Raw genomic sequence first — 12,712 nt, 5'->3', positions numbered from 1 at the left:
AGGAAGACGCAGTCGAGTGCGCGGACCGTCGACGACGATACCGCTACCGAAGGCCGGGCCGAGGCTGGAGCCGTCAGCTAGTCGCGACCAAGTGTCACGAGCGCTCGGAGGGACGACGCCGCCGGTCTCAGTGTGACGACTCCACGAACGGTATCGCTCGTGCTCCGGCAGCGAGTCCCACGTACAGACTCCCTTCCCCTCGCATCCACCATTGCCCATCGCTGACGTACTGTGCTCCTCGGCCTGGACACACTGAACACCGTCGAGTGGTCGAGGCGTCGGGGAGATAGAGCAGGACGGGACGCCACCGCGCACGCACTCCACCGTCGTTGAAGCCCGGACTATGTGTCTCCGTAACATAGTCCGTTTCGTGCTCGGAAACGGACTCGTAGCGCGTAGCCAGATACTTCCCACCGCCAGCAGAACGAGCGTCTTCACGTCCAGTGGTTTTCGGAGGATGAGGGAGCCACTGTCCACCACCTCGATACGACTGTCTGGGGAGTAGCTGGCCGTGTGTGCCGTGAGACGGAGTCGGTTCGAGCGATACCATGTATCCGGTTCCACCAAGACTACCGGTGGTTTGTTTCGCATCGCAAAATATGTGTACTGCGGCCTGCTATGGCGAGCGTACCCCGCTTCAGAGCGAAAAAGCGTCCGCTTCACAGACTGACCAGCACCGTCGAGCGGCCTCGGCACTACGACTGGTATCCCGTCGGAGAACTCAACATCGAGCTCCGAGCGAAGACTCACTCGCGGTCGCCTCGTGTGGGTGAGACCGTCGAATTTCCGGTATCCGGGTGGTTTCGAACTCTCCCGGCAGACCGGGAAGCCAGAGGACCGACGACGAGAACACTCGTCGCGCGGCCAAGCATTACAAGACTAAGGATGTAATGTTATGTGCTCACCGGGACAGTCGTTTCGTGCCCGTACCGGCGAGATCGCGCCGACGCAATTGGGCTCGATGGTCTCGTCACCCGTCTCCACGGGACGAGCCCGAGGACGACAGAGTACTGGAACTGCCCACTTCGATTAAATATGTTTGAGATAGTCAAACGATTTATTGGGTCTGTCGTCACTGTCGTCGGAGATCGGACGCGCGTCGAGTCCCGAGGAAGGTTTTTACAGCAGTGGTCGGATGTAGCAGTATGAATATCCAGCGTGGAGACGTGGTCAAGTACGTGTACACGGTCGGGGTCATCGCGAGCGGTGTCGTCTTGCAGCGGTCACTGGGGGCGAACGGTGCCATCCCGACGATGGCTGTCGCTGCCCTCTTCGCGGTGGGCTGGACGGCGTACTACAACTGGACTGTCGAACCCCGCATCGAACAGTGGGAACAGCAGTGAACGGCCTCGGGGGCAAACACTGAGGCACTCGCCGCGTCTCTAAATAGACCCCGAGGCGACCCACTGCTCAGGGAACGGTCAGTGAACCCCTCGACGATTGATTTCGCCGTCCGTGAAAGAGTTATTTTGCTGTTATTTGTCTCGTGTGGCCAATTCGTGAAGAGGAACTGGACGGTGGCGTCGTTCACAGAAATAAGCACCTCACCGCGCCTTCTCTCGCATTTTCGCGACTGTATTCTGTAGTGGACACGCGTTTCAACAGTAATTATATATGTCTGTGTGGATAACGTCACTATCAGCATGCGTAGTGATAGCAAGAAGGTTGGCAGTGACCAGAATGGCGGCGTCTCGCGGCGTCGGTGGCTTCGGGGTGTCGGCGCAGCTGGCATCGCGTCCCTCGCAGGGTGTAACTCCGGTGGCCGTGGTGACCCCGACGACGGCACATCTCCGAACGACGGTAGAGACGGTAGCGGTGGCGGCGACGGCAACGGCGGGGACGGTGGTAACGGCGGGGGTGAACCCCTCGAGCCAGTCATCGACAACGTCATGGGTACATCGGCGATTCCAGCCGACGTGCAGTGGAACCCGTGGTCGGGACAGACGTGGTCGGGGAATCTCGCCGGGTACGCACTCGAGTTCGGTGGGTTACTCAACGCCAAGGGCGACCTCGTCCTCTCGGGATACGACGACTGGAGCTACGACGCCGACTCGAACGCGCTCACAATCACGCTGAACGAGAACCTGAAGAACTGGAACGGTGACCGCTGGACCGCAGCAGACATGATGGCGTACTGGGGCGTCCTGCACCATCAGGCGCCCGGCTCCAGTCAGTGGAAAGACCTGGAAGTCGTGGACGAGTCCACTGCTAGGTTCCACTATAAGGAGAAACAGAACGAGGACCTGTTGAAGAACGTCGCCATCCACGGCGCGGTCATCGGGTGGAACGAAGACATCTGGACCCCCTGGGTCGAGAAGTACAAAGACGCTCCCGACCAGAAGGCGAGAGACGGCGTGACCAAAGAACTCACCGAGTACACCATCTCACATCAGGAGTTCAAAGACAAAGGGCTCGGGACGAGCGCGTACAAACTCGACACCGTCACCGACAAGGAGGTGACGTTACAGCGGTGGGACGGGCACCGACTCGCCGACGACATCGACATCCAAACGATTCGTCGCCCGTACGCCTCCTCGTCGGCCCGAGCCGACGAGCTCGTCACCAACGACCGGGTCGACTTCGACAACGTCCCGCTCGACCAGCGGTACGACGGACAGGTCCCGGACTACGTCCAGAACCTCACGACCTGGCAGGGCAAGTGGATGATCAAGATGCTCATCAACTGGCGAAACCGCGATTACCTGCAGGACGTGAACGTCAGGCGGGCGATGGCGTCGGTTATCGACACCGAGACGGTGGCCCGAAGCGTCGGGTCCGGAAACCCTATCCAGGTCCACTCGGGGATGGACCTCGGCTTCACCGAGAAGTACGCGGGTGACCAACTGGAGAAGTTCATCGACTACGGCTCGGGTGCGAAGTACGACCTCGCGGATTCGTACCTCGAGAAGGCCGGATTCTCCCGCCAGAACGGGACGGTCGTCGACGAGAACGGCGACAAACTCGAGAAGTTACGCTTCATCGCCGGAACGTCAGAAACGTGGTTCCTCCCGGCACAGGTCGCGTCCAAACAACTGAGCGAGTACGGCTTCAACGTCGAGTTCAACACCGTCGAGCGGGGGACCAAACTCGACATCGTCCAAGAAAAGATGGGCGACTGGGACCTGAGTACCGAGAGCCACTACGCTGGCAGTACGTATCACCCCATCTCGTACTTCAACTGGGGTTCGTTCTGGGGCTGGCGGCTCGGCAAAGGTGGGTTCGGTCCCGCTGCCGGGTCCGAAGAACAGGTCAGAGAGTGGATCGAAGACGGCGAGGAATACTCACCGTACAGCGGGAAGCCGTTCCAGCCCGAGGTTCCCGTCGAAGTCGGTGCAGAAGACCTCTCCGGAGAGACGAAGCGAGTCAACGTCTACGAACTGTACAAGGAAGCACACACGCCGGTATCACAGGAGCGGACGAACGAGATCATCCAGGACCTGAGTTGGGCGTGGAACTACCACGTTCCGGACATCGACCTCTACAACTCCCAGCAGGGCTGTTGGGCCGACACGAAGAACTTCTCGTGGCCGGACGACGAAGAAGTGCTGCAGATCGTCAACGGTGGTGGTCTGGGCTACTGTGTCCGCCACGGGATGACGAAGTACAACTACAAGTGACCACGAACCGGTGATCGCCTGCACTGCCGTGACCACCCCTCCAGACCAGTCGCTCACCTAGCTGGACCACGTATTTTCTCCACGGTACCCACTTCTTTCGAGTCGGTCGTCTCGTCACGAGCGGTCACTCGGGCTGGCAGTAGCGGAGGACTGTACTCGTGAGCGCGCCGACTACCGCCACGGAGACGAGGTCGACGACGACGATGACGTAGGTCGCCGACCCTGGTTCGACGACAGTCAGTGACACGAGTAGGAACAAGAAGAGGACGCCACAGAGACCGAACACGGTCCACAGAGCGTTCTCGTGGGCGCAAAGGTTGTCCAACAGGACGTCGCGAAATCCTCGATTCATCGATACCACATTGTTGCGGTGGGGGTGTAAATGCTTCTCCTGAACAGAGATGACACGGGCGTTCGGTTGTAGTCGCCCGACCCGAGTGACGGTGTTTCATCTCTCGTCCTCCCGAAGAGACTCAATTCACGTAGTCGTTAGAAATCGTCGGCACGATGGGTATCGTCGTGTACCTCAACATCGGGGACCCCCAGCTGCTGATGCCGACCATTGTGGTCGACATCCTCCCGACTGGTTGGCAGGCATTCTCCTCGCTGCACTCGCAGCCGCCGTGACGAGCAGTGGCGACAGCTTCCTGCTCTCCGGCGCGTCTAACTTCGTCGAGGACATCTACCTCTGGTACATGAATCCGGAAGCGGACAACGAAAAGCAACAGCAGGCTTCCCTCGTCGCAGTCCTCGGCCTGATGGTGTTCTCGCTGGCACTCGCACTCATCGTGCCCGACATCATCGACCTCACCGTCTTCGATGTGTAGCGTTCACGGATAATTTGCCCACGCTGGAAACGCACCAGAAACGGGCTCGAACGCGTTGCAGGCGGCGACGACCGCGATTCAGAGCCTCTACGGGATTCCCCGACACAGTGACGGTGTGTCACGCATCAACGTCGGCAAAGTCTCATCACCGAACGAACAGAACGTGATCTCGGACCGCGCCGAACTGATGATCGAGGTCCGCGGTTCGACCGCAGCGGTCAATCAGTACATGATGGACGAAGCGCGACGCATCGTCGAGCACGCAGCGAAGATGCACGGTGTCTCGTTCGATATCGAGACGTACGGGAAGACGACGACGTTCGAGTCGGACCCGGAGATGCGAGAGATCGTGTCCGACGCCGCAGCGGACCAGCTAACGGTCACCGAGGCTGTGAACCGTGAGCGGTTCGGTGCGAGCGAAGACGCGTCGTACCTCATCCGTCGAGTCCAAGCGCACGGCGGAGCGGCCACGTACATCGGCATCGGCAGTGACCATCCCGATGGACATCACACACCCCACTTCGACGTCGACGAATCGTCGATTCGAATCGGTGTCGACGTCCTCGCTGAAACCGTTCGGCGATGCGACGCTGACTGAGTCTTCCAATCGACCCAACCCCATATTCTCTACATGTTTCGGTCTCACGGTCACAATTTCGCCGTATTTGACTGAAACTTCAAACCGTATGAACTGCTATATAGTTTAATTTTTCCACACCGATTCACGTTTAGTTAGTACTCGGAATAAAAAGCACATTCGTTTGAGCACCAATATGAATTGCTTTGGCTGTGGAATACTGGTGTTAAAGTTATATAGAGTTTGTGCCTCAATACGATATAATATGATAAAACCCACCCAGTGTTTTATTCGGCGACAGGTTACGGAGTCTTCCCCGAAAGTGCGAGCGAAGGTACAGATAAATCGTACCGGCGCGTAGAGAGTTGCGTAATGGTAGTTCGAAGCAACGCGACGTGGGGGGCGGAATGAGCGAGCGACTCGGTCGCCTCGTTCGGGAACCACCGACCGGGACGGTGCGCCAGCGCTGGGGGACTCTCGGACCGAACGAGATACGGGTCGAACAACGCACCGCGGAGCGACTCGTCGACGCACTCAGTGTCGACCACGCGAGTTCGTTCAACCTGTTCTATCTGTTGCGCAAGCACTACTGGACCGCCGCGGGAGCGGAACAGGAGGACGTTTCGGACTTTCTGGAAGACGCGTACAAACGAGTTCGCGACCTCACCGACGACCTCGCGGTCCGCATCGTCCAACTTGGGGGCATCCCGCCGAACACACCGCCGACGATTCAGGAACGGGCGCGGGTCCACCTCGAAGCTGAGGACGTCTTCGACCTGCGGTCGTCGCTCGAGGGCGACCTCGAAGCGTACGGGACGATCATCGCGGACATGCGTGAACACGTCGAGCTCGCCGACCGATTAGGTGACCAAGCGTCGGTAGAACTGCTAAGTGACCACCTCGAGACGCTCGAAAACGATGCCGAGCAGGTCGAGAAGTTCCTCGAAGACGATGCACTCGTCCAGCGTGCTCGGCCCCCCGTGACGAGAACTGACCGGCAAGCCGATTCGGGGACCCAGCAACCCTCTGCAGGAGCGAAGCCGACACACCTTCGCCGACCAGGCTCGTCTCACCGCCGTCAGCGCTGGGACACTGTCGAACAGACCGAACTCCGACTGGAACGGTCGACTGCCGAGGGACTCGTCGACGCGATGAACGACGAGCTTTCGGGGCTGTACATCCTGTACAACCAGCTTCGGAAACACGCGTGGTGCGTCGAAGGGAGCGGGTCGAACCAACTCAGGAATCTCTTCGAAGCCAACACTGCCAGACTCACCGAAATGACCGACGACATCGGAATTCGCGTAGTCGCGCTCGGCGGGGTCCCCGTCTCCGGGCCGATGGGTCTCCGCCAGCACGCGACCATGTACATCGAGGCGGCCAATCACTACGACGTTCGGTCCTCGCTCGAACGTGACCTCGAAGGATACGCCACGCTCGCCGAGGAGTTCCGAGACCACGTCGAACTCGCCAATGCGAGTGGCGACGAAGCGACGAGTGATCTGCTGGCAGGCCACCTCTTCACGCTCGAACGAGACCTCGATGCGCTGGACAAGTTCCTCGCAGACGATACGCTCGTTCGTCCGTGAGCGGCCCGACTTCGGTCGTGTGAATCGAGGACTGGAGACGTTCTCGGATGCGATATTTTGACACAATTATGATATGTATTTTTGTCAGTAGTCCTCGGATTTCCGGTATGGTTGCCAGTGTGTTGTTGGACCCAAACCAGTTTTTCCGCAAGCGGACAGAAGACATGTCGTCGTTGCCACCAGCGATAATTCTCTGTCTCGCAGGGCTCTCGTCGCTCCTCACGTTCGTCCTAGCCGTCCTCGTCGGCGCAGGGATGGACAGTGGAATCGCCAAAGTCGGACTCGTGTTGGTGACAGTAGCGTTCAACGCCCCGATTCAGGTTTTCACGACACTCATCATGTGTGGGTTCCTCGGTGGTATCCTCCATCTAACGTGTCTCGCCGCTGGCGGCGTCGGTACCATTGGCTCGACCCTCAAAGTCACTGCGTGGGGGTTCCTCCCGAAGGTCATCGCAGGACTCATCCAGCCGGTCGTCTGGTTGCTCGTCACGGGGGGAACCTTCGACCAAGAGACGGTGAGTTCGGTCGGTGGACTAGGCGGCCTCGTCGCCGGACAGGCAGCCTCGATCACTGCGGCCGTCAGTGCCCTGTTCCTCCTCTGGCAGGCCGTGATTTGGCTGTCCGGTATCCAGTACACGCATCGACTCTCGCGGACGAAGGCTGGCCTCGCCGTCGCGGTGCCAGTCGCCCTCACTGTGACGGTACAACTCGCGTGGTCTCTCGCGCTGTAACGCTACGTGAGACAACCCTTCGACAGCGGTGCGGAGAGCGAGCAGACGACTACTCCGTCATCCACTCCGCAACGCGCTCGCCGATCGCGATTGCGGGCGCGTTGGTGTTCCCGCTCGGTATCTTCGGCATGACCGACGTGTCGGCGACGCGGAGTCCGTCAACGCCGCGAACGCGCAGTTTGTCGTCGACGACAGCCATCTCGCCATCGCCCATCGTGCAGGTGCCAACCGGGTGGTAGATCGTGTGTGCCGTCTCGCGAACGTGTGCCTCGATTTCTTCGTCCGTCTGCACGTCTTCCCCGGGCCATACCTCTTCGCCACGGATGTCTGCGAACGTGTCCGACTGTGCGATTTCACGGGACCGCTTGATGCCTTCCCGAAGCACTGGGAGGTCTGGCTCTTCAGTGAGGTACTGCGGGTCGATGACGGGAGCATCGGCCGGGTCAGCCGACGCGAGTGTGACGGTGCCGACGCTCTCTGGCCGGACTTGTGTCGACCCGATGGAAAACCCGAGTCCGTCAGGGTTCGCGAATCCGTGCTCCATGTAGTACACTGGACAGTAGTGTAACTGGAGGTCCGGTGCCGGTTCGTCCTCGTCGACGTACAGGTAGGCGCCGCCTTCGCCGATGTTCGACGAGGGTGCGGGTGGCGTCTCGTCGGTCCGTTCGTAGACGACGAACGTGAACAGGTGGTCCTGGAGATTCTGACCGACGCCCGGGAGGTCGGCGACGACGTCGATGTCGTGCAATTCGAGGTGGTCTGCGGGGCCGACACCGGAGAGCAGTAACAGCTGTGGGGAGTTGTACGCCCCGCCGGAGACGACGATTTCTTCGCTCGTGTCGACCGTATGTTCCGTCCCGTCCTGTGTGTACTCGACGCCGACCGCACGCGTCCCGTCGAACCGAATCTTCGTGACGTGCGCTCGTGTCTCGACGGTGAGGTTGTTGCGGTCGAGCACTGGCTTGATGTACGCTGCGGCGCTGCTGCAACGTCTGCCGTCCTTTTGTGTGACGTGGTACAGTCCCGCACCGAGCTGGGAGTTGCCGTTGAAGTCCTGATTGTGCGCCAGCCCACATTCCTGTGCGGCGTCGACGAACGTGTTCGACGAGGGGTGCGGGTCGCTCAGGTCAGAGACGGTCAGTGGTCCGTCCGTCCCGTGATACTCGTCGTGACCGGTCCCCACGAAGTTCTCTGCCCGCTTGAATACCCGGAGCATCTCCTCGTACGACCACCCATCGTTGCCCATCGCCGCCCAGTTGTCCCAGTCCCACGCGTTCCCGCGGTTGTATATCTGAGCGTTCATCGAACTTGTCCCACCGAGTGTCTTCCCCCGCGGATGGTAGAGTCGCCGTCCGTTCATCTCGGACTGCGGTTCGGTGTAGTACTCCCAGTCGGCGTCCGTTTTGAACAGCCCAGGGAACATCGACGGTGTGTATATCGTCTCTTCGTGCTCCTCGTCTGGAGCCCCCGCTTCGAGGAGGAGTACCTCACACTCCGGCTCCTCGGAGAGCCTGTGTGCGACTGCACAGCCTGCCGAGCCAGCACCGACGACGACGTAATCGAATTCTGCCATTTGTGAACAATAGACAAACTACGTCGTAGGCCTAAAAGTCCAGACCTTGCTGAGTCAACCGCTGAGACCAATTCTGAAGGAAATTGGCCGTTCAGTTCTTGGTCGCTGTAGATGGTTTCGTGTACCACCATGCCCAGAGGATGAGCAGTCCTTGCAGGGGAAGCCTCCCCCACCGTGCTATCGGCGACGGGTCCTGCATGAACGCTGGCGCGCCTTCGAGCACCACGCCACTCGTCGCCATGTACACGTTCGCCGGGAAGACTGCGACCAGTAAGGCGATGAGTCCCCAGGCAGCAACCCGCTGGGTTCGGGGAACGAGCACGCCCACGCCGAGCAGTATCTCGGCGACGCCGCTCAGGTAGACGAGTGTGAGCGCGGCTGGAAACATCGGCGGCACGATTTGTGCGTACACCGACGGCGCGACGAAGTGCATCACGCCTGCACCGATGTAGAGGAGGCCCATCACGTAGCGAAGCGGCCGCTTTACGCGGCTGAGAACTCGTCCAAGTTCGTCCTGCATACGGGTGGAATCCAGGGGAACTCGCAATAGCGTTGTCCCTCACGAGCGGAGCGCACCGACGGATTCGGTCGCTCACCCCGGTTTCAGAGTGTAGACAGGCAATTATCCCCTACATGGACGAGTCTGCCGCTGTTTTCGGTTGGCCAAAAAATCGCAAGCCATTTATTGGTTTAGGTGGGCCTAAAGAGTATGAAGCGTGATTCCAGGGAAGACAGTTCGGCGACTCGTCGTCAGTATCTGAAGGTTGGCGGAGCAGCTCTCACAGGCACTCTTCTCGCAGGCTGTACCGGCGACAGCGACGGTGGCGAGCCGTCAGAAACTGGCACGTCCGAGGCGACGGGAACGGACGCGCCGACGGGGACCGATGCCTCAACGGAGACGTCCGAAGAGGAGTCAAGCGACGGACCATACTCGGTCTCGATGACACCAGTCGGCGAGGTCCAGTTCGAGAGCGTCCCGGAGACGTGGGTCGCGAACAACGGTAGCTGGGCGGACATGGGTATCGCGCTCGGCCTCGAACCGCCGAAGGGTGTCTGGCTGCCGAGTCGGTACCACACGCAGTACTACGACGACATCCCGAACGTGAGCGTCGACAAGAGCGCAATCAAGCAGCTCTGGGGCGACTCGCTCGGCAAAGAGCAGTTCTATGAACTCGACGCCGATGTCCACATCGCCGACCCCAACTTCCTCATGAACCGCGCGAAGTGGAAGCAGGGCGACATCGACGAAATCGAGAACCAGATCGGCCCGTTCTTCGGGAACAGCATCTTCTCGCGCGGCTACCCGTGGCACGACTACGACTACCTCTCGCTCATGGACGCCTTCGGCAAGTTCGCCGAGGTCTTCCAGCGCACGGACCGCTACGAGGCGATGGTGACGGTTCACGAGGAGTTCCAGTCGAACCTCTCGTCGGTCATCCCCGGCGAGAGCGAGCGACCGAACGTCGCGGTCATCTGGGGCGGCGGCGACCAGCCCGAGCAGTTCTACCCCTACGTCATCGACGAGGGAACGAGCTTCAAGCACCTTCGCGACCTGAAAGTCGGTGACGCGCTCGCACAGACCGACGTGAAGAACTTCCACGAGAGTCGTGGGGCCATCGACTTCGAGACGTTGCTGGAAGTCGACCCCGAGACCATCCTCATCCGTGGGCAGGAAGCGAAGTCCGCCGAGGAGTTCCAGAACACGGTCGTCTCGTTCATGGAGAACCACGACGTGGCGAGCGCACTCACCGCCGTCCAGAACGGCGACGTGTACCGCGCCGGTGGCCTCTATCAGGGCCCCATCACGAACCTCGTGCTGACCGAACGGCTGGCCGCAGACCTGTACGGTGCCGACGCAGAACTGTACGACCGCCAGCGCGTGTCCGCCATCGTCAACGGAGACCTGTGAGGATGTCCGAGACGCAGGAGGAAGCGACAACGGACGATGGAAACGAGCGCTTCGACTACGACGTCGTCGTCGTCGGTGGTGGCCCGGCCGGCTGTTCGGCCGCGCTGTTCACCGAGCGTTACGATCTCGACACGGTCGTCTTCGACCGTGGCCGGTCGTCCATTCAGCGGTGTGCCCACCTCGAGAACTACCTCGGCTTTCCCGCGGGAATCGACGTAGAGACGTTCTACGGCCTCATGCACGACCACCTGGTCGAGACCGGTTGTGACCTCGTCTCTGACATGGTCGAGTCGGTAACTCGTGCTGACGACGGTCCCGGCTTCGTCGTCGAGACACAGGACGACGGCGTCGTCACTGCCCGCCGCGTCATCGCTGCGACTCGTTACGATGGCGAGTACATGCGTGGGCTGGACGACGACGAAGCGATGTTCTACACCCACGAACACTTCGAGCGGTCGTACGCCGAGATGGACGGGACAACCCCAATCGAGGGCTTGTACGTCGCCTCGCCTTCAGAAGAGGCCGACCGACAGGCGATCATCGCGGCCGGTCGCGGTGCCCGTGTCGGCATCGCGGTGGTCGAAGCCGCCGCGGTCGACGAGGGCTATCCCGAAGAACTCGCGGACCGGTACGACTGGATTCGCCGCGAGTCGACGCTCACCGGCGAGTGGGCCGACACAGACCGCTGGCGTGAGTGGTTCGAGAACAACCTCCCCGAGGACCACGGCCTCTCCGAAGAGCGGAAAGTCGAACTCAGAGAGCGCGCCATCGACCGTCGGTTCGAGACGTACATCACGGACGAGGACATCGCCGACCGGACCGAGCGTGGCCAGCGAAGTCTGCTAGACCACATCGATGATCGATTGATTGTGAAACGTGCCCGGAAGATAGATGCTGCGTCTGGACGAACCTCGTAATCTATCGACTAAGGCAGTTTTATCGACAATTGCCCCCAATTATTAATATACTTTGACTAACACCAAATGGTAATCAAACACACATATAGGAAAAATAAGTTTTAAATGTCTCCATTGGTGATTCCCAAGTGCGATGGAAAGAAGAGATGATGCAGATGCCGCGAACAGTTCCCAATCGAGCGATTCCGGTCGGCGCCGTTTCCTCTCCAATGCTGGCGCAGTTCTTGGAGGTTCAGTCCTCGGAGGTTCCATATTCAGTAACGTAACAGCAGCCAGTTCGACGGTAGAAGGGTCGGTCTCCGGTGTTCCCTGCTGGACCGCACAGGATCTCGGTGGTGGAGACTCGACGAACATCGGATGGGGAATCGACGAATGGGACGACTGGGACGGCTGCTCTCCAATAGCCGCCTCGATGGTCCTCGGCTACCATGAAAATGTTTCTGAGTCGAACGGCTCTCGTCGAGAGTCGCTAATCGATAGACTACATATCAACATGGACACTTCGAACGATGGAACTTCTGATCCCATCGATTTGGGAGATATATCACCACCATTCGACGATGCGATACTCCAGCCCATCTGCGATGGCATCGAGGCGTACTCGGCTGGTTCGAACAGTTATTCCGCTCAGCAACACCTCACCGTCGATGCGGAACTAGTCCTCGAAGAGATTGATAACAACAATCGCCCGTTCATGTTGAACATGCTGAACGGCGGCCGGGCGAAGGATTACCCCAGTTCGAAAAAGGCCTACGGAAATCACTCAGTTGCCGTCGTTGGATACACATGGAGTGGTGGTGCGACGGTTGACGAACTCGTTATCCACGACGGTTGGAGCAACCCCCAGCCGCACGTCATCGAATGGGGCAACTGGTCTGAATACTCCATCATTACAGTAAGCGACTAGCGCTACTGGCAAATTTACGCCCTGACGGTGGACGACCCGTTGAGTAACCCCAACCTTCGTAACCA

At 59.7% G+C, this 12,712-nt stretch carries 11 protein-coding genes and 1 pseudogene; 9 read left to right on the top strand and 3 right to left on the bottom strand.

Annotation, left to right across the window (positions count from 1 at the left end):
• The first annotated feature begins 1,145 nt into the window (after nucleotides 1-1,145).
• Nucleotides 1,146-1,343 (top strand): DUF8074 family membrane protein, encoded by a 198-nt coding sequence (locus ACSC1P_RS18445; protein WP_435361678.1) that lies wholly within the window; start codon nucleotides 1,146-1,148, stop codon nucleotides 1,341-1,343.
• 300 nt (nucleotides 1,344-1,643) lie between these two features.
• Entirely contained in the window at nucleotides 1,644-3,617 is a 1,974-nt protein-coding gene (locus tag ACSC1P_RS18440; RefSeq protein WP_435361677.1) for an ABC transporter substrate-binding protein, read from the top strand.
• 124 nt (nucleotides 3,618-3,741) lie between these two features.
• On the opposite strand, the gene ACSC1P_RS18435 is transcribed toward ACSC1P_RS18440, so the two are convergent.
• Complete coding sequence (locus ACSC1P_RS18435; protein WP_435361676.1) at nucleotides 3,742-3,969, bottom strand: hypothetical protein; 228 nt, start codon at nucleotides 3,967-3,969, stop codon at nucleotides 3,742-3,744.
• Nucleotides 3,970-4,204: 235 nt separating this feature from the next.
• Here ACSC1P_RS18435 and ACSC1P_RS18430 point away from each other — a divergent pair, with 235 nt between their 5' ends.
• From ACSC1P_RS18430 to ACSC1P_RS18415, 4 genes and pseudogenes are all read left to right on the top strand, one after another.
• Complete coding sequence (locus ACSC1P_RS18430) at nucleotides 4,205-4,444, top strand: sodium:solute symporter family transporter (protein ID WP_435361675.1); 240 nt, start codon at nucleotides 4,205-4,207, stop codon at nucleotides 4,442-4,444.
• Nucleotides 4,445-4,460: 16 nt separating this feature from the next.
• Nucleotides 4,461-5,042: pseudogene (locus ACSC1P_RS18425) on the top strand (M20/M25/M40 family metallo-hydrolase); the annotation flags it as partial.
• Between the two features lie 386 nt (nucleotides 5,043-5,428).
• Complete coding sequence (gene dpsA / locus ACSC1P_RS18420; RefSeq protein ID WP_435361674.1) at nucleotides 5,429-6,610, top strand: DNA starvation/stationary phase protection protein DpsA; 1,182 nt, start codon at nucleotides 5,429-5,431, stop codon at nucleotides 6,608-6,610.
• 107 nt (nucleotides 6,611-6,717) lie between these two features.
• Nucleotides 6,718-7,341, top strand: a complete 624-nt coding sequence (locus tag ACSC1P_RS18415) for a Yip1 family protein (RefSeq protein WP_435361673.1) — start codon at nucleotides 6,718-6,720, stop codon at nucleotides 7,339-7,341.
• A gap of 49 nt (nucleotides 7,342-7,390) precedes the next feature.
• Here the strand turns inward: ACSC1P_RS18415 and ACSC1P_RS18410 are convergent, their stop codons facing one another.
• On the bottom strand, nucleotides 7,391-8,914 hold the full coding sequence (locus ACSC1P_RS18410) for a GMC family oxidoreductase (RefSeq protein ID WP_435361672.1): 1,524 nt from the start codon (nucleotides 8,912-8,914) through the stop codon (nucleotides 7,391-7,393).
• 91 nt (nucleotides 8,915-9,005) lie between these two features.
• Nucleotides 9,006-9,434, bottom strand: coding sequence for a DoxX family protein (locus tag ACSC1P_RS18405; RefSeq protein ID WP_435361671.1), 429 nt, complete (start codon nucleotides 9,432-9,434; stop codon nucleotides 9,006-9,008).
• Between the two features lie 189 nt (nucleotides 9,435-9,623).
• Here ACSC1P_RS18405 and ACSC1P_RS18400 point away from each other — a divergent pair, with 189 nt between their 5' ends.
• The 3 genes from ACSC1P_RS18400 (at nucleotide 9,624) to ACSC1P_RS18390 (ending at nucleotide 12,647) form a co-directional block, all read left to right on the top strand.
• Entirely contained in the window at nucleotides 9,624-10,823 is a 1,200-nt protein-coding gene (locus ACSC1P_RS18400) for an ABC transporter substrate-binding protein (protein WP_435361670.1), read from the top strand.
• Nucleotides 10,824-10,825: 2 nt separating this feature from the next.
• The gene (locus ACSC1P_RS18395) at nucleotides 10,826-11,740 is read left to right on the top strand and encodes an FAD-dependent oxidoreductase (RefSeq protein ID WP_435361669.1); all 915 of its coding nucleotides are present in this window, start codon (nucleotides 10,826-10,828) and stop codon (nucleotides 11,738-11,740) included.
• 133 nt (nucleotides 11,741-11,873) lie between these two features.
• On the top strand, nucleotides 11,874-12,647 hold the full coding sequence (locus ACSC1P_RS18390) for a C39 family peptidase (protein ID WP_435361668.1): 774 nt from the start codon (nucleotides 11,874-11,876) through the stop codon (nucleotides 12,645-12,647).
• The last annotated feature ends 65 nt before the right edge of the window (nucleotides 12,648-12,712 follow it).

The sequence above is a fragment of the Haloarchaeobius caseinilyticus genome (genome assembly GCF_051207395.1).
GTDB lineage: Archaea > Halobacteriota > Halobacteria > Halobacteriales > Natrialbaceae > Haloarchaeobius.
This window is presented reverse-complemented; position numbering and strand designations above follow the sequence as displayed.

Bases quoted from the DNA above. Each gene is read 5' to 3' on its own strand.
- ACSC1P_RS18400 (WP_435361670.1), top strand. From the start codon at position 9,624: ATGAAGCGTGATTCCAGGGAAGACAGTTCGGCGACTCGTCGTCAGTAT.
- ACSC1P_RS18445 (WP_435361678.1), top strand. From the start codon at position 1,146: ATGAATATCCAGCGTGGAGACGTGGTCAAGTACGTGTACACGGTCGGG.
- ACSC1P_RS18415 (WP_435361673.1), top strand. From the start codon at position 6,718: ATGGTTGCCAGTGTGTTGTTGGACCCAAACCAGTTTTTCCGCAAGCGG.
- ACSC1P_RS18435 (WP_435361676.1), bottom strand. From the start codon at position 3,969: ATGAATCGAGGATTTCGCGACGTCCTGTTGGACAACCTTTGCGCCCAC.
- dpsA (WP_435361674.1), top strand. From the start codon at position 5,429: ATGAGCGAGCGACTCGGTCGCCTCGTTCGGGAACCACCGACCGGGACG.
- ACSC1P_RS18410 (WP_435361672.1), bottom strand. From the start codon at position 8,914: ATGGCAGAATTCGATTACGTCGTCGTCGGTGCTGGCTCGGCAGGCTGT.
- ACSC1P_RS18395 (WP_435361669.1), top strand. From the start codon at position 10,826: ATGTCCGAGACGCAGGAGGAAGCGACAACGGACGATGGAAACGAGCGC.
- ACSC1P_RS18405 (WP_435361671.1), bottom strand. From the start codon at position 9,434: ATGCAGGACGAACTTGGACGAGTTCTCAGCCGCGTAAAGCGGCCGCTT.
- ACSC1P_RS18390 (WP_435361668.1), top strand. From the start codon at position 11,874: ATGGAAAGAAGAGATGATGCAGATGCCGCGAACAGTTCCCAATCGAGC.
- ACSC1P_RS18440 (WP_435361677.1), top strand. From the start codon at position 1,644: ATGCGTAGTGATAGCAAGAAGGTTGGCAGTGACCAGAATGGCGGCGTC.